The 20,092-nt window shown below is 49.0% G+C and carries 20 protein-coding genes; 16 read left to right on the top strand and 4 right to left on the bottom strand.

The window, feature by feature from the left end; all coding sequences use genetic code 11:
• Positions 1 to 79 precede the first annotated feature (79 nt).
• Both ACFYU8_RS02780 and ACFYU8_RS02785 read left to right on the top strand, forming a co-directional pair.
• A complete protein-coding gene (locus tag ACFYU8_RS02780) occupies positions 80 to 1,369 on the top strand; it encodes an LLM class flavin-dependent oxidoreductase (protein ID WP_390296033.1) in 1,290 nt (429 codons plus the stop codon).
• A 119-nt stretch (positions 1,370 to 1,488) separates the two neighbouring features.
• A complete protein-coding gene (locus tag ACFYU8_RS02785) occupies positions 1,489 to 1,947 on the top strand; it encodes a VOC family protein (protein WP_390296031.1) in 459 nt (152 codons plus the stop codon).
• Between the two features lie 75 nt (positions 1,948 to 2,022).
• Here ACFYU8_RS02785 and ACFYU8_RS02790 read toward each other — a convergent pair whose 3' ends face one another.
• Positions 2,023 to 3,039, bottom strand: coding sequence for an LLM class flavin-dependent oxidoreductase (locus ACFYU8_RS02790; protein WP_390296029.1), 1,017 nt, complete (start codon positions 3,037 to 3,039; stop codon positions 2,023 to 2,025).
• Between the two features lie 335 nt (positions 3,040 to 3,374).
• On the opposite strand from ACFYU8_RS02790, the gene ACFYU8_RS02795 reads away from it, so the two are divergent.
• The 10 genes from ACFYU8_RS02795 (at position 3,375) to ACFYU8_RS02840 (ending at position 11,698) form a co-directional block, all read left to right on the top strand.
• On the top strand, positions 3,375 to 3,632 hold the full coding sequence (locus ACFYU8_RS02795) for a glutaredoxin family protein (RefSeq protein WP_390296027.1): 258 nt from the start codon (positions 3,375 to 3,377) through the stop codon (positions 3,630 to 3,632).
• Between the two features lie 92 nt (positions 3,633 to 3,724).
• Positions 3,725 to 4,744, top strand: coding sequence for a methionine ABC transporter ATP-binding protein (locus ACFYU8_RS02800; RefSeq protein ID WP_390297346.1), 1,020 nt, complete (start codon positions 3,725 to 3,727; stop codon positions 4,742 to 4,744).
• 2 nt (positions 4,745 to 4,746) lie between these two features.
• The gene (locus ACFYU8_RS02805) at positions 4,747 to 5,397 is read left to right on the top strand and encodes a methionine ABC transporter permease (protein ID WP_390296025.1); all 651 of its coding nucleotides are present in this window, start codon (positions 4,747 to 4,749) and stop codon (positions 5,395 to 5,397) included.
• A gap of 28 nt (positions 5,398 to 5,425) precedes the next feature.
• On the top strand, positions 5,426 to 6,268 hold the full coding sequence (locus ACFYU8_RS02810) for a MetQ/NlpA family ABC transporter substrate-binding protein (RefSeq protein WP_390296023.1): 843 nt from the start codon (positions 5,426 to 5,428) through the stop codon (positions 6,266 to 6,268).
• Positions 6,269 to 6,289: 21 nt separating this feature from the next.
• Positions 6,290 to 7,624 (top strand): LLM class flavin-dependent oxidoreductase, encoded by a 1,335-nt coding sequence (locus ACFYU8_RS02815; protein WP_390297343.1) that lies wholly within the window; start codon positions 6,290 to 6,292, stop codon positions 7,622 to 7,624.
• A gap of 22 nt (positions 7,625 to 7,646) precedes the next feature.
• The gene (locus ACFYU8_RS02820; protein ID WP_390296021.1) at positions 7,647 to 8,804 is read left to right on the top strand and encodes a M20 peptidase aminoacylase family protein; all 1,158 of its coding nucleotides are present in this window, start codon (positions 7,647 to 7,649) and stop codon (positions 8,802 to 8,804) included.
• 4 nt (positions 8,805 to 8,808) lie between these two features.
• Positions 8,809 to 9,594 carry a methionine ABC transporter ATP-binding protein gene (locus tag ACFYU8_RS02825; protein ID WP_390296019.1) on the top strand — a complete coding sequence of 262 codons (786 nt, stop codon included), beginning with the start codon at positions 8,809 to 8,811 and terminating at the stop codon, positions 9,592 to 9,594.
• Positions 9,591 to 10,259, top strand: a complete 669-nt coding sequence (locus ACFYU8_RS02830; protein ID WP_390296017.1) for a methionine ABC transporter permease — start codon at positions 9,591 to 9,593, stop codon at positions 10,257 to 10,259. The genes ACFYU8_RS02825 and ACFYU8_RS02830 overlap by 4 nt, the downstream gene beginning before the upstream one ends.
• Positions 10,260 to 10,291: 32 nt before the next feature.
• On the top strand, positions 10,292 to 11,131 hold the full coding sequence (locus ACFYU8_RS02835) for a MetQ/NlpA family ABC transporter substrate-binding protein (RefSeq protein WP_390296015.1): 840 nt from the start codon (positions 10,292 to 10,294) through the stop codon (positions 11,129 to 11,131).
• A 27-nt stretch (positions 11,132 to 11,158) separates the two neighbouring features.
• The gene (locus tag ACFYU8_RS02840; RefSeq protein ID WP_390296013.1) at positions 11,159 to 11,698 is read left to right on the top strand and encodes a GNAT family N-acetyltransferase; all 540 of its coding nucleotides are present in this window, start codon (positions 11,159 to 11,161) and stop codon (positions 11,696 to 11,698) included.
• 31 nt (positions 11,699 to 11,729) lie between these two features.
• On the opposite strand, the gene ACFYU8_RS02845 is transcribed toward ACFYU8_RS02840, so the two are convergent.
• Complete coding sequence (locus ACFYU8_RS02845; protein WP_390296011.1) at positions 11,730 to 12,167, bottom strand: VOC family protein; 438 nt, start codon at positions 12,165 to 12,167, stop codon at positions 11,730 to 11,732.
• An 87-nt stretch (positions 12,168 to 12,254) separates the two neighbouring features.
• Positions 12,255 to 13,157, bottom strand: coding sequence for a glutamate biosynthesis transcriptional regulator GltC (gene gltC, locus ACFYU8_RS02850; protein WP_390296009.1), 903 nt, complete (start codon positions 13,155 to 13,157; stop codon positions 12,255 to 12,257).
• 124 nt (positions 13,158 to 13,281) lie between these two features.
• Between gltC and gltB the strand changes: the two genes are divergently transcribed.
• The 3 genes from gltB to ACFYU8_RS02865 all read left to right on the top strand — a co-directional run bounded on the left by gltB (position 13,282) and on the right by ACFYU8_RS02865 (position 19,164).
• Positions 13,282 to 17,895: a glutamate synthase large subunit gene (gene gltB, locus ACFYU8_RS02855; RefSeq protein WP_390296007.1), complete on the top strand. Its 4,614-nt coding sequence runs from the start codon at positions 13,282 to 13,284 to the stop codon at positions 17,893 to 17,895.
• Positions 17,896 to 18,022: 127 nt separating this feature from the next.
• The gene (locus tag ACFYU8_RS02860) at positions 18,023 to 18,517 is read left to right on the top strand and encodes a WG repeat-containing protein (protein WP_390296005.1); all 495 of its coding nucleotides are present in this window, start codon (positions 18,023 to 18,025) and stop codon (positions 18,515 to 18,517) included.
• Positions 18,518 to 18,687: 170 nt separating this feature from the next.
• Positions 18,688 to 19,164 (top strand): YfbM family protein, encoded by a 477-nt coding sequence (locus ACFYU8_RS02865; RefSeq protein WP_390296003.1) that lies wholly within the window; start codon positions 18,688 to 18,690, stop codon positions 19,162 to 19,164.
• Positions 19,165 to 19,225: 61 nt separating this feature from the next.
• Here the strand turns inward: ACFYU8_RS02865 and ACFYU8_RS02870 are convergent, their stop codons facing one another.
• Entirely contained in the window at positions 19,226 to 19,438 is a 213-nt protein-coding gene (locus tag ACFYU8_RS02870; RefSeq protein WP_390297340.1) for a glycine zipper domain-containing protein, read from the bottom strand.
• Positions 19,439 to 19,621: 183 nt separating this feature from the next.
• Here ACFYU8_RS02870 and ACFYU8_RS02875 point away from each other — a divergent pair, with 183 nt between their 5' ends.
• Positions 19,622 to 20,044: a VOC family protein gene (locus ACFYU8_RS02875; RefSeq protein WP_390296000.1), complete on the top strand. Its 423-nt coding sequence runs from the start codon at positions 19,622 to 19,624 to the stop codon at positions 20,042 to 20,044.
• Positions 20,045 to 20,092: the final 48 nt, after the last annotated feature.

A 20,092-nucleotide genomic window follows, 5' to 3' on the forward strand; every position in this document is an offset into this window, starting at 1 on the left:
TTCGTGGCTGATTGGTCAACCAAAGGCTCCTGTAATTTACAGGGGCCTTTTTGTTTTTTTCACAAAGGAGGAACGAACCATGGGAAGCACGAGAACGTTGAAGCTAGGGACGATGATTCATGGAGTCGGAGGTAATATGGGAGCGTGGCGGCACCCGAAAGCATTGGCCGATGCCAGCGTCAATCTCGGGTTTTATGTGCAGCAAGCACAGAAAGCCGAATCAGGGAAGTTCGATTTCGTCTTCATTGCAGATGGATTGTATATCAATGAAAAGTCACTCCCGCATTTTTTAAACCGCTTCGAGCCACTTACGATTTTATCGGCATTAGGAGCCGTCACCTCACGAATCGGCTTGGTAGGCACCGTGTCTACCTCGTACAGCGAGCCTTTTACCATAGCCAGGCAATTGGCGTCTTTGGATCATATCAGTAGCGGCAGGGCTGGGTGGAATGTCGTGACCTCACCTTTGGAAGGCTCGGCGCTGAACTATGGGAAAAAGGAGCATCCTTCCCATCAACGGCGTTACCGAATGGCGGAGGAGTACTTGGAAGTAGTCAAGGGGCTGTGGGATTCGTGGGAAGATGATGCATTCATTCGCGATAAGGACGCGGGTATCTTTTTCCATTCGGAAAAAATGCATCGATTGAATCATCGAGGGGAGCACTTTTCCGTGCAGGGTCCATTAAATATCGCTCGTTCCCAACAAAGACATCCCGTTATTTTTCAGGCAGGTTCTTCTGAAAGCGGCAAGACATTGGCGGCCAAATCAGCAGATGCCGTGTTTACTGGCGCTGAAACTCTGGAAGAGGCAGCTAGCTTCTATCTGGATGTAAAAGCGCGAGCAGCAAAGTATGGACGTTCACCGGATTCCATCTTACTATTTCCAGGGATACGCCCAATTGTCGGCAGAACAAAAGAAGAGGCGATGAAAAAGCACGAGGAGATCGCCAATCTTGTCAGTATCGAACATGCATTGAATGATTTGGATGAACCATTCCCGGATTTGGGTGAGATCGGCAGTAACAGCTTTCGGAGCACGACTGACAAAATCAAGCAGAGTGCGAAAGCGAACAACTGGACATTGCGACAGGTTGCCTTGCAAACGGCGACGCCTTCCGGTGATTTTATTGGAACGCCCACGATGGTAGCGGACCAGATTCAGTTGTGGTTTGAAAAACAAGCCGCCGACGGATTTATTGTCCACTCCGTCGTGCCGCAAGGGTTGGACGATTTTGTTGATTTGGTCGTGCCCCTTTTGCAAGAGAGGGGGATTTATCGCTCTGATTATGAAGCAGACACATTACGCGGGAATCTGGGGCTTGCTGTCCCGGTGAACCGATACGCGAAAGAACAGCATACGATTGAATGAGTTGTCAGGTCAGGGGTTGCAATTCCTTTGCAAACTTTTTTTTGGGACTTTACAGAATTGTTCACATTAACATACATATGATATATTAATGTTTATAAATAAGAAGAGGGATGTCATGTATGATAAAAGGGCTGTACGAAGCACATTTACCAGTCAAAAATCTCGCCAGATCCATTGAGTTTTACAAACAGCTGGATTTGGAACTCGCCCATCAGACTCCTACCATTGCTTTCTTTTGGATTGAAAAAGGGTGCAGTTGGTTAGGGTTATGGGAGACAGATCGGGTAGATACTCCTTATCACGTTTCGTTACGTCATGTTGCCTTGCAAATTGATCGCAAAGATATGGATGAAGCGAAGAAGTGGTTGGAACAGAAGGGGATAGAGGTAACAACTAGCTTCGGTTTCCCATCAGAAAAGCAGCCGCTTGTCTTGCCGAATAACCCCCAAGCTCACGCTGCTATTTACTTCGAAGATCCTGACGGCAACTTACTGGAATTCATCGCACCCTTACGAATTGATTTTGAGGAAGCCTTCAAAATGATGACGCTAGAGGAGTGGGATAAAAGGGAAGGATAGGAAAAAAGCTGACCCGCCACATCTCACAAGCGGGTCAGCTTTGATAAATTCATCTTGCAATCCGTCTGGCACAAATCAGGAAACAGTCAGTTCAGAAAATGCTTCTCGCAATCGCTCATACGACAGCAGCCGTTTTTGAAAGTCATTGATAGGTGCCGTAATGATTACCTCTTCGATGCCGTATTGATTTTGGATGGCGAAAAGCTTTTCTCGTACAGTATCTTTTGTTCCGTGAATGACATTCGCTTCCTTTACCTCAATGGTATACGGTTCGACGGATTGAAGCCCGAATTCTTCCGCCTTTTTCAGACTGGTGACGGTTACAGTTTTTCCACTTTGCAAATGGATTTTGGCGACTTTGCTTTCCTTTGCTAATTGAGCGGCTTCTTCTTCGGAATCGGCTACGATGACGGAAAGGGCAAGGAGCGCTTGCGGATTGGCGATTCTGCCTGAACGAAACTGCTTTCGATAGGCATCAATGGCCGCTTGACTCACCGTCTCATCTTGGTTGATAAACAGGGCAAATACGTACGGAATGCCTCGGGAAGCAGCTAATTCTGCGCTTTCGATACTCGTACCCAATAAGAATAAATCGGCAGGCTGAGGGGGCGTCGGGATGACTTTCAATCCATAAAGGGAATGCGCAGGCGCTATCTCGTCATGGAGAAAGTGCTCGAGTTCTTCGAGTTTTTCTCCAAGGGTTCGGTTTGTTCCTGTGGCCTCCTGTTGCAGTGCTTTTGTCGATAATGGAAGTCCGCCGGGAGCTCTGCCAATACCGAGATCGACGCGACCGGGTGCTAAGGAAGCCAGTACATGGAAATTTTCTGCTACTTTATACGGGCTGTAGTGTTGCAGCATCACGCCACCGGAACCGATGCGGATACGTTTTGTTTTCGCGAGCAAATGGGAGATGAGCACCTCTGGAGATGAGCCGACCACATGATCTAAATCGTGATGCTCAGACACCCAAAAGCGGTGATAGCCGAGCTCTTCCGCCTTCTTGACCAAGGAAATGGTATGCAAAAAAGCCTCGGTTGCCGTTTCACCTTCTTGTATGGGACTTTGATCGAGAATGCTTAGTTTTAGCGGCATGTTCTTCGCTCCTATTCGTAAAAGAAATAGAGGCCCCCTGATCGTACGTTTTCATGTACAAAGGGGGCCTCTGGATGACCAGTCGGCTAATTTCATAGTTATTTGCTAGGATTTTATCGGGAACCCATTACCTTGTCAATGACTATTTCAGTCTATGTTGGTCATGAAGCTGCGGAAAATAGCTGTTGACGTGGCAAAGTTGTGGATGATATTATCCCAAGTAATCCGATGTGAATAAATAATGTCGACCAGACAACTGGAGACTTCCTGCCAATGGGTAGGGGGTCTTTTTGTTTTTGGATCGCGCCGGAAGCCGGAAGAAGGAGGAGTAGTTCATGTCAGCCAAACAAAAAGTGATTGTATGGGGAAGAAGCGGGTGCTCGTTTTGTACAGACGTCAAGGCTGTTTTACAAGCAAATGAACACCCTTTTGAATGGATTGATGTAGAAGGGAAAGACGTGCTCCGCGATGTGCTGGAAATCAAATACGGCACACGTCTGGTTCCGGTCGTGGAAATCGGTGGAGACGGCACATATGAGGCTTTTCTTCATACAGAGCTCGATCAGTTACAATCGCGATTGTCAGTTGGCTAGGGGGAATCAACATGGGGAGAGTGCAAGCGATTAGGGAGGAGACACGTACATCTCTTCCGTCCAATGGAAAAAAGGTTGAACCGATCGAGCGCATGATTGAGTTTTACGAAGTTCATAAATCATACGAAAGTGGCGGCGCAACCATTGAGGCATTAAAAGGTGTCACGTTGAACGTACACAAGGGCGACATTTTCGGTGTGATCGGCTTAAGCGGCGCTGGCAAAAGCACGTTGCTCCGCACGGTCAATCGATTGGAGCAGCCGACATCCGGCAGAGTGATTGTCGACGGGAATGACTTGTCTGTTTTGTCTGTCAAACATTTGCGGAGCCTGAAGAAAAACATCGGCATGATCTTTCAGCAGTTCAATCTGCTCTCCACGAAGACCGTTTTTGACAATGTAGCCATGCCGATGCGGCTCGGAACCACTTCGCAAAAGGAAATCCAAGAACGCGTAGGCGAGCTCCTGTCGTTTGTAGGATTAACAGAAAAAGCGCAGAGCTATCCCAACCAGCTATCTGGCGGACAAAAACAGCGCGTCGGGATCGCACGTGCACTGGCGACCAACCCGTCGATTTTACTGAGCGACGAAGCAACCTCGGCATTGGACCCGCAAACGACTGCATCCATATTAGAATTGCTCACAAGAGTTAACGAGGAGTACAACGTCACCATTCTCATGATTACCCATGAAATGAATGTCATCAAAGAGGTATGCAACCGAGTTGCGGTTATGGAGCAAGGCGCTGTCGTGGAACAAGGAAATGTCTTGGATGTATTTGCGAATCCTCAGACAGAGACGGCTCGCCAATTTGTCAAATCAGTTATCCGTGACGACATTCCAGCCAGCGTTCACAAGCTTCTTGAAGCGAATCAAGGAAAATCCAAGATCCTCCATATTCGTTTCATCGGAGAAAGCTCTGGTCAGCCGATGCTCTCGCAAGTAGCGAAACGCTTTGCCAGTGACGTCAATGTCCTATTCGGAAACATCACAGAGCTGCAAGGAGTGCCATTTGGCAACTTGATTGTCGAATTGCAGGGCAGTGAACGTGAAATTGCCCGCGCGTATCAATACATCCTGCAACAAAACGTGACGGTAAAGGAGATTTCATAACGATGGAAGTCACATCCGACCAAGTCATCCAAGCGGTATACGAAACGATTTACATGGTGAGCGTATCGCTGGTGTTTGCGACATTAATTGGCCTTCCGCTCGGCATTTTGCTCGTGGTCACGCGCAAGGGCCACATTTTAGAGAACCCGTTGATCTTTTCGATCTTGAATCCGATCATTAACGTCCTTCGTTCGGTTCCTTTTATCATTTTACTGGTGGCGATCATCCCATTGACCAGGCTGATTGTCGGGACCTCTATCGGCACGACAGCGGCAATTGTGCCGCTCGTCATCTACAGCGGACCTTACATCGCTCGATTGGTGGAAAACTCCTTGCTGGAAGTAAATGCAGGGATCATCGAAGCCGCGGAAGCAATGGGGGCGACGCCGTTGCAGATCATTTTCCGCTTTCTCATCCCGGAAACACTCGGGTCAATGATTCTCAGTATCACGACAGCTACCATCGGCTTAATCGGAGCTACAGCCATGGCTGGTGCAATCGGTGGCGGAGGGATTGGAGATTTGGCGATTACATACGGATATCAGCGGTTCAGCACCGTGACAATTGTTGCGACCGTCGTCATCCTCGTCGTGCTCGTCCAAGGGATTCAATCATTCGGCAACGTGCTGGCCCGTAAAATTCGCCGGAACTAAGCAATAGAAGAGACAGGAGAGAACATCGATGAAAAAAGTGGCGCTTACTCTACTATTTGCCTTGATAGCCATGCTCGCAGTCGGTTGCGGAAAAACAGAGCCACAGAGGGAGCTGAAAATCGGCATTCGCGGGTCAGAAAGCCGTACGTGGGACTTTGTGAAGGAACAGGCAGCAAAAGAAGGATTGCAAATTGAACTGGTTCAATTTAACGCGAATGTCAATCCGAATACCGTCCTGCTCGAGGGGGAAATCGACGCCAATGCCTTTCAGCACGTCGCTTTTTTAGATCAATTCAACACGAAAAACAACTCGCAAATCGTGCCGGTCGGTTCCACGATCATTGCGCCCCTCGGGATCTACTCGGATAAGTTTAAAAAAGTGGAAGAAATACCCGACGGCGCAAAGATAGCTGTACCGAACGATGACTCCAACTGGGGACGTGCCTTGCTGCTGCTTCAAGAGGCTGGACTGATTCAAGTTGTGGACAATTTCGACGGATTCGGCGGGGCGGATAAGATCAAGGCGAATCCCAAACAGCTAGAAATTGTCCCCGTCGATAGTGCAACGACGCCTCGTGTCATGAAGGATGTGGCAGCCTCCATTATTAATAACGGGGTAGCAGTAGAGGCTGGTTTTCTATTAAAAGACGCTGTGTTTCACGAAAGCAAAACGGCGAAGCCATACATCAACGTGATTGCGACGACAAAAGAAAATGCAAAGAGGGAGGACGTAAAAAAACTGGTGGCAATCTACCAGTCCAAAGCCGTATCTGATTTTATCACGGAGACGTATAAAGGAAACTACATCCCGACGCAAGTAACGGTCGAGGAACTAATCGATTTTAAACAAGCGTTTAAGAGTAAGCCATAACGCGAACGAATGGGAGAAGAGCTGATGGGAAAGCGACAAATTCACTTATCCGCTTATTTAGTTGGTACGGGCATACATGTAGCGTCATGGCGGTTACCGACAGCGAAAAGAAATGCGAGTATCGACATCGAATATTACAAGCAGCTGGCCCAAACAGCAGAGCGCGGGAAGTTTGACATCGCATTTATTGCAGATAGCTTGGCAGTGAACGAAGATTCGCATCCGAATATTCTCAATCGTTTTGAACCGATTACGTTGTTGGCAGCCCTCGCTGGCGCTACGTCCAAAATCGGTCTCGTCGCAACTGCATCCACCACTTACCACGAGCCTTACAATCTTGCTCGCCTGTTCGCTTCTGTCGATCATATCAGCAATGGACGCGCAGGCTGGAATATGGTCACTACGGGCGATGCAACAGGAGAAACGGGGCGCAACTTCAGCCGAACGTCCCATGTACCACACGATCAGCGCTATGTGCAAGCAGAAGAATTTATCGATGTCGTTTCCGGCTTGTGGGATTCGTGGGAAGACGATGCATTTGTGCAAGACAAAGCGACGGGTGTGTTTTTTGATCCGGAAAAATTGCACCGAATTCATTACAAAGGTCAACATTACACTGTCCAAGGACCGCTTAATATCGGCAGGTCCAAGCAAGGACAGCCCGTCATCGTGCAAGCAGGAGCGTCAGAGCCAGGACAACGACTGGCAGCGCGAACAGCTGAAGTCGTCTTTTCACACGTCAAGGATTTTGAGCGTGCCAAGCATTTTTATCACAGCCTGAAAAAGAGGCTGCCTGATTACGGTCGCACGCCAGATGAACTCCACATTTTGCAAGGCATATCCCCGATTATTGCGGAAACAAAGGAAGAGGCAGAGGCGATTTATGAGCAGTTGCATGACTTATTGCTGCCGGAGCAGGGCTTGCGATTTTTGTCGGGGTATTTGGGCAAAGTCGATTTCAGCAAGTATTCGCTGGATACGCCAGCTGCGGAGGTCATTTTTCCAGAAGAGAATGGCATCCAGAGTCATTTCGAATGGATGATAGAGCTGATCCGCCAAAAGAATCCGACCTTGCGACAGTTGTATGCGCTGCTCGAAGGAGGCAGCAATCAGGAATGGATCGGAACGCCTGAACAAATAGCAGACAACATGGAAAAATGGTTTACCCAAAAGGCGGCAGATGGATTCATGTTCATCGCTCCGATTCTCCCGCAGGGCTTGGAAGTGTTTGTCGACAAGGTCATCCCGATTTTGCAAGAAAGAGGGCTTTATCGCCTGGATTACGAGGGAGATACGCTACGTGATCATCTGAATTTGAAAAAGCCGCTCAATCGGTTCCAGGTCCCCTACAAATAATTGACAGAAAGGAGATAGCGCAGTGGGTACAGGTATAGATACAAAACGATCAACCGAACTGGAGGCCAAGCTGATTGCGATTCGCAGACAACTGCATCAATATCCAGAGGTTGCCTACGAAGAGTTCGAAACCACTCGCTCTATTCGTGAGTGGCTGCAAGAAGCGGATATTCGCATCGTCGATCTCCCACTGCAAACAGGCGTAGTGGCCGAGATAGGCGTGAACAATAGTGGGCCGATCATTGCCCTGCGCGCAGATATTGATGCATTGCCGATTCAAGAGGAAACAGATTTGCCGTACGCCTCGAAAATCCCAGGGAAAATGCATGCTTGCGGTCATGACTTCCACACGGCGGTCATCCTCGGGGCTGCTTATTTATTGAAGCAGCAGGAAAAGACATTGGCAGGAACCGTGCGGCTTCTTTTCCAACCCGCAGAAGAAAAAGGAACAGGTGCGAGGTTATTGATAGAGAGCGGCGCTTTGGAAGGGGTTCAGGCGATCTTTGGCTTGCACAACAAACCTGATCTGGAAGTCGGGAGAATCGGGATTAAACAGGGACCGCTGATGGCAAGCGTAGATGGCTTCGAGATTGATGTGGAAGGGATCGGTACACACGCCGCCATCCCGCATGCCGGGGTCGATCCGATCGTCGCAGCTTCGCAAATCGTCACTGCTTTGCAATCCATTGTCAGCAGAAATGTAAGTCCGTTGGATAACGCTGTCGTCAGCGTGACGACCATTCACGGCGGAACGACCTGGAATGTGATTCCTGACAAAGTCGTTCTTGGCGGTACGATCCGCACCTTTCAAGAGGAGGTACGTGCGCGTATTCCTGATCGCTTGCGTGCGATTATCGAGGGAGTAGCGTCGGCCTATGGTGCCAACGTTCATCTGCGCTGGTTTGCAGGACCACCGCCTGTCCACAATGACGCGAAGCTGACAAAGCTATCAATAGATGCCGCAAAAAAGGTAGGCTTGCAAGTCGTAACCCCCGATCCGTCTGCTGCGGGAGAAGATTTTGCCTATTATCAGTTGAAAATACCCGGCTCCTTTGTTTTTATCGGAACATCCGGTACCGAGGAATGGCATCATCCCGGATTTACGCTGGATGAACGGGCACTTTTGCCTGGCGCCCATTATTTTGCCGAGCTGGCTGTTGAAGCATTAAAGGACAGGTGAACGAATGGTAAACATCCAGAATCTCCATAAATCGTACAAAACGGCAAAAGGCATCATCCCTGTTTTACAGGACGTCCATTTACAAATCGAAAAAGGAGATATTTTCGGGATCATCGGGTTTTCGGGGGCGGGGAAATCAACCCTGATTCGTTGTATCAACCGACTGGAGGAGCCAGATTCTGGGACCATCGAGATCGGAGGCAGGGTGATTACTGATCTTCCTGAGAAAGAACTGCGGCAGGCACGGCAGAAAATCGGGATGATTTTTCAGCAGTTTCATCTGCTGGATGCGAAGACTGTCTATCAAAACGTCGCCTTTCCCTTGGAGGTAGCTGGTCATCCGAAGCCATACATTTACCAGCGCGTTCGAGAAATTTTGGATCTGGTCCAGCTCGTTGATAAGGAAAATATGTATCCGTTCCAGCTCAGTGGCGGGCAAAAGCAGCGTGTTGGCATAGCGAGGGCACTTGTCAATCAGCCTGATTTATTGCTGAGCGACGAAGCGACATCGGCCCTCGATCCACAGACGACGTATTCCATTCTCGAACTGCTGAAAGAGATCAACCGCCAATTAAAGCTGACGATTGTCCTCATCACACACGAGCTGGATGTGCTTCAGCATGTGTGCCACAACATGGCTGTTCTTGAAAAAGGCAGGATTGTCGAGATGGGAACCGTGGAGAAGTTTTTCCTTCGTCCCGAAAGTGACACGGCCAAGCGATTTGTCCATATCATCGACCATTACCGTGACAAGCGAAATGTAATGGAAGGAGTCGGAGCAGGTATATGAACACGGATTTATTTGACTTGCTTTGGGAGGGACTCCTCGAAACGCTCTATATGGTATTTTGGTCATCCTTGTTTGCCTTGTTGATCGGAATGGTGCTGGGAATCACCCTCGTCGTGACAGAAAAAGGCGGACTGCTCGAATCACCAAAATTGAGTAATGCGATTGGAACAATAATAAATAGCGTTCGGTCTCTTCCTTTCATCATTCTGATCGTGTTGCTATTGCCTTTGTCACGACTCATTGTGGGAACTTCGCTGGGGCCGACGGCTGCTATCGTATCTTTATCGATTGGAGCCGCACCCTTTTTAGCGCGGATTATTGAGAATTCGCTCAAGGAAGTGAGTGCTGGGAAGATCGAAGCAGCCAAATCAGTGGGGGCCACACCTTTTACTATCATTTTTCGCGTGCTCATACCTGAAGCATTGCCTGCTTTGGTTCGCGGAGTGACGATTGGCATTATCGGCATCACGGAATTTACCGCTGTAGCAGGGGCGATCGGAGCAGGTGGATTAGGCAGCTTGGCGATCCGCTTCGGTTATCAACGGTTTCGGGAAGACGTTCTCATTGCCACCGTTATCGTCATCATCCTGCTCGTCCAGATCATTCAATGGTCGGGGGATTATATGGTCAAAAGGATCCATAAAAAGCGTTACAAATTCGACTAAAGCGTGGCAAACAAGCCAGGGGAGTGGAAGGAATGAGAAAAAAGAGTTTTAGCGTAATCGTTAGTTTATTGACTGCATGGAGTTTAGTCCTGGCGGGTTGCTCAACGCAAGCTTCCACTGGGAGCACTGGTCAAGCGGCTGAACCGAAGCAAGAAGTCACCTTGAAAGTGGGAGCTGCCCCCGTCCCGCATGCTGAAATATTGGAGTTCATCAAACCGAAGCTAAAAGAGCAAGGTGTGAACCTGGAGGTGGTCGTGCTAGACGACGAGGGTCAATTGAATCCCGCCTTAAAAGAGAAGCAAATTGACGCGAATTTCTTCCAGCACGTTCCATACTTGGATTCGGTCAAAAACGAACAAGGCTATGATTTTGTCGTCACGACCAAAGTTCACGTGGAGCCAATCGGATTTTATTCGGACAAACTGAAATCCAAGGACGAAATCAAGGAAGGGGACAAAATCGGCATTCCCAACAACCCATCCAACGAATACCGGGCGCTGATCCTGCTGCAGGAGCAGGGATGGATTAAGATAAAAGACGGCCTGACCACGTATGCAGCGACACCGAAGGACATTGCTGACAATCCGAAAAAGCTGCAATTCGTAGAAGTGGAAGCAGCGACACTGCCGAGAGCGCTGCCCGATCTTGCGGGAGCCGTCGTCAATACGAACGTCGTTCTCGAAGCAAAAATCGATCCGAAAAGTGCCTTGTTTCGAGAAGGGGCAAACTCTCCCTATGCTAACGTGATTACGGTTCGAAAAGGCGATGAGAATCGGGAAGAAATCAAAAAGCTGGACGCCGCTTTGACTTCCAATGAGGTCAAAAAGTTTATCGAGGACAAATACGGAGTTGCCGTCGTACCCGCCTTTTAAATCATCGAATGGGAGTGCGCGTGAGACATGAGAGGAATCCACATCAGCGATCTATGCATTCGTGATGCCAGAGTCGAGGATCGCGAGCAGATTGAGGATCATCTGCTCGAAGCTTACCAACAATATGAGCACCATTTATCCGCTGTTAGATGGGAGCGCTATAAGGAAGAAATCAAGCAATCCGTGGCAAATAGTAGGACTCTCGCCTTCATCGTGGCGGTCTTGGACAGCGAAATAGTAGGCAGCGTTCAGCTTTTTGTTTCCTCAGAAGCCGCTTATGCGAAGCCAGAACTCGACATTAATTCCCCGATCATACGGTTTCTGGCGGTTTCCCCGAAAGCCAGAGGCCATGGTATTGCGGCACAGCTGATTGCGGAAAGTATCCATCGCACGCGGAGCCTAGGAGCAACGACGCTTCATCTCCATACAACTGACATGATGGCATCTGCGATCCAATTGTATGAACGTCTTGGGTTTACGCGAGCCTTGGATAAAGACTTTTCAAACGGCGAGACACTTGTGAAAAGCTATTGGTTGCGACTGAATGAAGAGACACAAAAGTCCTGATGCATCCGTTCATCAGGACTTTTTCTTTCGCTTACTCTGTTTGGAAGGAACCGAGAATCTCCAGGTAGTGTGGATTGTACATAATGCCGAGGACATTTCCAAATGGATCAAGGACAGAAGCCGTTATGAATCCGGCCCCGCGTTGGACCAGGGGTTCGTACTCTTTTGCTCCCATGGAGAACAGCTTCTCCAGTACGGATTCAATATCGTCGACGTGCCAGTACATCACAGCGCCACTCGGACCAGGTATTGCAGCAGCAGGTGCAAAACGGCGATCAATGAGGCCTAGTTCGTGCTTGTAGTCGCCAATACGAAACTCGACATAGGCGAGCTGTCCATCCGGTCCAGACCGCTCGAAGTAAGGCGCAATACCCAGGAGTTCCGTGTACCACTTTTTTGCCGCCTGCACATCATCCGCCCAATAACTGATCGTAGCAAAGCCCCGCAAGGTTTGGTTGAGATTCTTCATCGAAGTTCCTCCTTCAAATGGATAGTACTTCCGATTATAAGAACCGACTACTGACAACAGTCTGTCAGTAGTTTGAAATTCTTTTCCTTAACTGTACTTGCTCAACACATCAAAAAACTCTTTCAGAAAATGATAAAAAAGCTTTTCAGAAGGTGGAAGCTCACGGTTGTTGGGGATGATAATGCCCACTGTTCGTGTCACCAATGGCTCACTTATCGGGATTTTCACTGTCTCACGCGGAACGTTATCCGTTAACGTAAGCTCTGGCAACAAAGTGACGCCCAAGCCTGCCGCTACTAAACCTTTAATCGCATCGATATCTTCCCCTTCAAAAGCAATTTTAGGAGAGAAGCCCATTTGCGAGCAAGCATTGACGGCGATATTGCGGAGGATGAAACCGGGTGGAAACAACACAAAGGTATCTTCCTGTAACTGACTGAGACGCAAACTCGGCAGCTTGGACAGCGGGTGCTTGGCGGGCAAGAGTGCCACGATATTTTCCGCAAAGAAGATGTGGCTGCGGACATTTTTTTCTTGAGTGGGAACAGGTCCAAGAAAAGCCAAGTCGATTTCCCCATTGATGACTGAATCGATCAGCCCCTGATAAGAGCCTTGCTTTAATTGAAAGCCGATGTCCGGATACCGTGCTCGAAAACCGGAGATGACCGTCGGCAGGGGATTGGCGGCGAGACTGCTCGTAAAACCTACCCGAATCGTGCCGCGTGACGGGTCGAGGAACTCCTCGATCTTTTCTTTTGCTTTCTCGATTTCGGTCATCGCCATTTCGACGTGCTGCAAAAAGATTTTGCCAACTGCCGTCAGCTTGATATTGCGACCTTCACGGAGGAACAACGACACGCCGAGCTCCGTCTCCAAATTGGCGATTTGCCGACTGAGGGCAGATTGGGCCACGTGCAAATTATGTGAGGCTTCGGTGAAGTGCTCTCGTTTGGCAACCTCGATGAAGTATTGAATCTGTCGTAGCTCCATGGATACCCCCACCTTTCCCATTTATCTCGATTTGAGATAGATTTTGCATAAATTATATATTGTTTGTATCGTTTCACTCAATCTAAAATTGAAATACCAGAGAGAGCAAGGAGAGTGGAGATACATGACGACACAAGGAATGCCTGCTAAGCAAGGTCTGTACGATCCGATTTTCGAACATGACGCTTGCGGAATTGGTTTTATTGCCAATTTGAAATCGAAGTCCACGCATGATATGGTCCGAAAGGGTCTGAAAATTCTGTGCCAACTGGAACACCGCGGCGGTCAAGGCAGTGATCCGGAAACGGGAGACGGTGCAGGGATCTTGACGCAAATTCCACACGCCTTTTTCAAAAAGACCTGTAAAGAGCTGAATATCACGCTGCCGGCGCAAGGCAAATACGGTGTAGGTATGCTGTTTCTTCCGATGGATGAAGCCAAACGCCAAAAGTATGAAGCGCAGCTGGAGGTGATTGTCGTAGCGGAGGGACAAAAGCTGCTCGGCTGGAGAACCGTTCCTGTCGATGCGACGAAAATCGGAAAAACGGCTGTAGCGAGTCAGCCGTATGTCCGCCAAGTATTCATCGGAGCCAGCTCGAATATACAGGACCAAATGGCATTTGAACGAAAGCTCTACGTCATTCGCAAGCAGATGGAACAGGCAGCAGGTACTGATTTTTACGCTGCGTCCATGTCTTCGCGAACGATTGTCTATAAAGGATTGCTCACACCAGGACAACTGGATGCTTTTTACCTTGATTTGCAAGATAATTCTTACACTTCTACCTTCTCGGTCGTTCACTCGCGTTTCAGCACGAACACATTCCCAACATGGGAGAGGGCACACCCGAATCGTTATTTGATTCATAACGGGGAAATCAACACCTTGCAAGGAAACATCAACTGGATGATGGCTCGTGAAAAAATGTTCCAGTCTGAGGCGTTTGGTGCTGATTTGGCTAAAGTGGTGCCAGTCATTGATATGGCGGGCAGTGATTCGGCGATCTTGGATAACTGCGTGGAGTTCTTCTCACTGGCTGGCCGTTCCTTGCCGCATGTCGCGATGATGATGATTCCTGAACCGTGGGATAAGGATGAGCGAATCGACGAAAATAAAAAAGCTTTTTACGAGTATCATAGCTGCCTCATGGAGCCATGGGATGGTCCAACAGCTATTTCTTTTACCGATGGCAGACACATCGGCGCGATTCTCGACCGCAATGGCTTGCGACCAGCGAGATACTATGTGACGTCCGATGATACCATCATTTTCTCATCGGAGGTTGGGGTTCTCGAAGTACCAGATGAAACGATTGTCCAAAAGGGTCGACTTAGTCCTGGACGGATGCTGCTTGTCGACCTCGAGGAAGGCAGAATCGTATCAGACGAGGAAATCAAGCAAAAAATCGCAAGCGAACAGCCATATCAGGAGTGGGTGAAAAACAACCTGCAAGCCATCGAGGATTTGCCGACAGCAGGTCGCACGGAGGAGCTGCAAGGAGAGAGGCTGCTTGCGTACCAAAAAGCATTTGGCTATACACAGGAAGAAGTCGACAAGGTACTTGCCCCGATGGTAGCTGAACAAAAAGATCCCATCGGCTCTATGGGCGTTGACACACCACTCGCGGTATTGTCTGATCGCGCACAGCTTTTGTACCACTATTTCAAACAGTCATTCGCCCAAGTAACGAACCCGCCGATTGATGCGCTTAGGGAGGCTTGCGTAACATCGACGCATACTGTGCTTGGCGCGGAAGGCAACCTGCTTGCACCGGATGCGAACAATTGCCGGAGAATACGTCTGACCAACCCTTTGATCTCCAATCAGGAGCTGGCAAAGCTTCGCACGAACCCATACCAAGAGTTCAAGGCGAAAACGTTGTCGATACTCTTCCCGGCACAAGGCGGAGAGCAGGGGTTAGAGCTGGCACTCGATCAATTGTTTGCATCGGCGGATGAAGCGATTGCTGCTGGCTACACCTTGCTGATTTTATCAGATCGCGGGATGAATCAGGATTTGGCTGCGATACCTGCTTTGTTGGCTGGCAGTGGACTTCACCATCATCTCGTCAGCGCAGGGACACGTACCAAAGCTAGCATCATCATAGAATCCGGTGAACCGCGTGATGTGCACCAGTTCGCCATGCTGATTGGTTATGGTGCCGACGCGATCAATCCTTACGTTGCCGTCTCAACGGTAAACAATCTGGTTGTATCGGAAAAGCTGAAAGACATCACAATCGACGAAGCAATCGACGTGTACCTGCAAACCGCCGTCGAAGGTGTTGTAAAGGTCATGTCCAAGATGGGCATTTCGACCATTCAGAGCTACCGCGGTGCACAAATTTTTGAAGCGGTTGGCATCCATTCTACCGTCATTGATCGCTATTTTAGCCGTACTCCCTCACAGATTTCGGGCATCGGACTGGATGTGATTGCGGAAGAGACGCTGATTCGCCATGCGAAAGCATTTTTGCCTGAGCATTCTGAGGGAGCTTTGGAAGCAGGCAGTGATTTTCAGTTCCGCCGTGATGGCGAGTTCCACCTGTTCAATCCGAAGACGGTTCACGCCCTGCAAAAAGCTTGTCGGGAAGGCAGCTATGAGCAGTACAAAATCTATGTGGAACAAGCGACAGCACAGCAATTTGTAGCCCTGCGGCACTTGCTCGATTTCAAGTCCAATCGACAGCCGATTCCGCTTAGCGAGGTAGAATCTGTTGACTCCATTGTTCATCGTTTTAAAACGGGGGCGATGTCATACGGCTCACTCAGCAAGGAAGCACATGAGACCTTAGCGATTGCCATGAACCGGTTGGGTGCGAAAAGCAATAGCGGGGAAGGCGGCGAAGATTCGGCACGCTACATCATGGATGAAAACGGAGATTTGCGACGCAGTTCCATCAAGCAGGTCGCATCGGGACGCTTTGGTGTATCCAGTCATTACTTGGTCAATGCCTCTGAGATCCAGATCAAGATGGCACAGGGAGCAAAGCCGGGCGAAGGCGGTCAATTGCCAGGAAGCAAAGTCTACCCGTGGATTGCCGAAGTGCGCGGATCAACACCAGGAGTAGGACTCATTTCACCGCCGCCCCATCACGATATTTATTCAATCGAGGATTTGGCACAGCTGATTTTCGACTTGAAAAATGCGAATCCGCGTGCACGAATCAGCGTGAAGCTCGTGTCCAAGGCTGGTGTCGGAACGATTGCGGCTGGTGTGGCGAAAGGTCTTGCAGATGTCATTGTAGTCAGTGGTCACGATGGCGGCACAGGCGCTTCCCCCAAATCAAGCATCAAACACGCAGGACTGCCATGGGAGCTCGGTCTTGCTGAGACCCATCAGACGCTCTTGCTCAACCAGTTGCGCGACCGTGTTGTTTTGGAAACGGACGGCAAACTGATGACGGGACGCGATGTCGTCATTGCAGCCTTGCTTGGAGCGGAAGAATTCGGCTTCGCAACCGCACCACTTGTCTCCATTGGGTGTGTCATGGCTCGTGTATGCCACCTCGATACATGCCCAGTAGGTGTGGCGACACAGAATCCCGAGCTACGCAAACGGTTTAAGGGTGATCCGCAGCACGCTGTGAACTTCATGCGTCTCGTTGCCCGTGAAGTTCGTGAGATTATGGCGCAGTTGGGCTATCGCTCTATCGAGTCGATGGTCGGGCAGAGCCACGTACTGAAGATGAGCGACAAGGCAAAAGAGCATTGGAAAGCCAAGCACATCGATTTGTCCGCGCTCTTGTTCCAACCGGATGTCTCCGACGAAGTGGGCCGCTATCATCAACGCAACCAAGATCACAAGCTGGAAGAAACGCTGGATCGTCAAAAACTGCTCAAGCTGTGCAAGCCAGCATTGGATAAGCAGCAGCAGGTAGAGGCAACGCTCGCCATCACCAATACGAATCGTGTGGTCGGGACGATCCTGGGTAGCGAGGTAACCAAACGCTTTGGCGAGCACGGTCTGCCGGAGGATACAATCCGCCTGCATTTTAGTGGCTCGGCAGGTCAAAGCTTCGGGGCATTTGTACCGCGGGGCATCACACTTCGTCTCGAGGGAGATGCGAACGACTACGTCGGAAAAGGTCTGTCCGGCGGGAAAATCACAGTCGCGCCATCGAAGAAAAGCAAGTTCGCTCCCGAACAAAACATGATTATCGGAAACGTAGCGTTCTACGGAGCGACGTCTGGTGAGGCGTATATCAACGGGATGGCTGGTGAGCGATTCTGTGTTCGCAACAGCGGAGTGACTGCTGTCGTTGAAGGAGTAGGTGACCATGGCTGCGAGTATATGACTGGGGGGCGCGTCGTTGTTCTCGGTCCCGTCGGCAAAAACTTTGCAGCAGGCATGTCAGGCGGTACAGCGTACGTTATGGCTGAGGATAAAGAAAAGTTTGCTGCGATGTGCAATCAAGAGATGGTATTGCTGGAGTCACTTAAAGATCAACAGGAGATCGCTCGAGTCAAACGCTTGCTGGAAAACCACGTCAGTCACACAGGCAGCCGTCATGCACAAGCTTTGCTCAATGAGTGGGAACGTACAGTCAAACAGTTTGTCAAAGTCATTCCAAAAGATTACAAACAAATCGTCTCTACGATGGAGGAGTTGGAGAAATCCGGTATGAAGCGCCAAGAGGCAATTTTGGCAGCCTTTGAAATGAGCCAGAAGAAAGGCGATGCAAAAGCACCGAAAAAGAAAGCGCCCGATCAATCCTTTGTTTCAGTGGGGAAATAAGGTAGCTGGCCGATGACTTATTTTGTAAGTCGTCGGCTTTTTCTTTTGGTAACCAATCACTTGTCCATGACGTCATAGGATTAAGCGTAAGATTTTACTATTCAGCCAGCGAAAGAAGGGATCATGGATGAAACGATTTACCCTCATGGCTGTCTCCATCGCTTCTCTATTATTTTCACCCGTCATCGCATCAGCCAAGGAAGGCGTGATCAATAGCAAGGGAGAATGGAGTGTGTCACCCAAGTTCGAAGAAGTAAAGGACACAGGTGGACTCTACGCTGCTACGATGGGTGACAGTCCAGGCAATCAGGCTTGGGGATTTATTGATCCAAGAGGAAACTGGGTGATCAAACCCCAATTTGAGCAAGCCAACAAATTCGTAAACGGGATAGCCAAGGTGATGATCAACGGTAAGGTGGCGTATATCAATGAAAAAGGCAAGGTATTGTTCAAGACCGGCTATACCGAGGCGGGCGACTTCCAGTCAAATGGCTTGGCACCCGCCTTGTTAAACGGGAAGTGGGGCTTTATCAACAAAAAAGGAGCATGGGTCATTAAACCACAGTTTGCTTGGGTGAGGAGCATTTCTCCAGCTGGCTTTTCAGTGGTTGGTGTACAATGAAAAGAGGAGTGAAAGACTTCCAACCCTGTCAGCTGCTGAGAATTCGGTGTGACAGGGATTTTTTCGTATGCTATCGATGAGCAAGTATTTGCGGAAATCCGTAGAAAATTATCTAAAATTGGGTAAGAAATAACACTGCGTAGATAGGAAAGCGGAGGCGAGGGATCGCAATGGGCATGTGCGGCAATTATTTGATAGCAAATGACGAGATGATCGATGCATGGATGGCAGGGAACATCGATTTGTATGAGGTAGACCTGATTGAGCAGGATACGCTGGATATAGATAAAACCTGGCAAGCCATTCCCTATACTTTGTGCGGAGAGTTAATGGATGGTGAGCCTCCATTTTGCTATGTGGTGCCATTACTAACGGATCAAGCAGTTGAATTCGGGGAGTTTGGCGCATTTTATTTACATAGTGATCAGGTAAAAGCAGCGCACGAGGCGATTGCCAATATGACAGAATCAGCTCTAAAAGAGAAGTACAATTTTTCTACCTTGATGGAAAATGATGTGTACCCACTTCACGAGGGAGATGAAGCGGAAGGATTTTTCACGTACATGTATCATCATTTTCAATCCATTCAAGCATTTTTCAAGCGAGCAGTAGCGCAAGAGAAAGGCCTTATTTTCTACATTCGCTAATGGAACGAGGTGCAGGTTTTACCCCTGCACCCCGTTTTGTCAAACATAGTAGAAGCTTGTTTTATTCTGCTTGGTCTCTATCGGCATTATTATTCTCAGCATCCCACGTGTCATTGGCGTCAGCCGAAACATTTTCTCCCATTTCGTTGCCTAATGCACCCCCGGCAACGGCACCTGCAATGGTTCCAAGCGGCCCTAAAATAGAACCTACGGCAGCACCTACTGCCGCACCGCCAACTGTTCCTGCAGCTTCAGCAGCCCCACTGCCTAACATGTTCGCTTCGTTGTTGTCAACAGCATCGTTGTGATTGCGTTCGTTGTTAGTAGCCAAGATAGTCACTCCCTCGATTAGTGTTGGGAAGCTCTGCTATAGTATTCGTGCAGCCCCAAGGCATAGGTTTCCCTAAATACATGATTTAATTCCAAAAATAACCTTGAAGCTGGAGGTACCGAGAAAATGATTCAATCCATCGTCCATATCGCTTTAGTCGTCAAAGATTATGATGAAGCCATTGAGTTTTATACCAAGAAGCTCCATTTTACCTTAGTGGAAGATACGTATCAGCAAGAACAGGACAAGCGGTGGGTGGTTGTAGCTCCACCTGGTTCTGTTGGCACTACGATCTTGCTTGCAAAAGCATCCAAACCTGAACAAGAGCCTTTTATTGGAAATCAGGCAGGTGGTAGAGTCTTTCTCTTTTTAAATACTGATGACTTTTGGAGAGATTACCATGAGATGGTCGCTAGCGGAATCCAATTTGTGAGAGAGCCAGAAGAACAGCCGTACGGAATGGTAGCAGTCTTTCAGGATCTATACGGAAATCTGTGGGATTTGCTAGAGCTGAATGAAGATCATCCGATTGCTAAACGAATGAAGTAGCGAGTTATCCAGCCAGACAAAAAACAGGTCTTACCCTCCAAAGATGTG

This window comes from Brevibacillus sp. NPDC003359 (assembly GCF_042878995.1).
In the GTDB taxonomy this organism is placed as follows: Bacteria; Bacillota; Bacilli; order Brevibacillales; family Brevibacillaceae; genus Brevibacillus.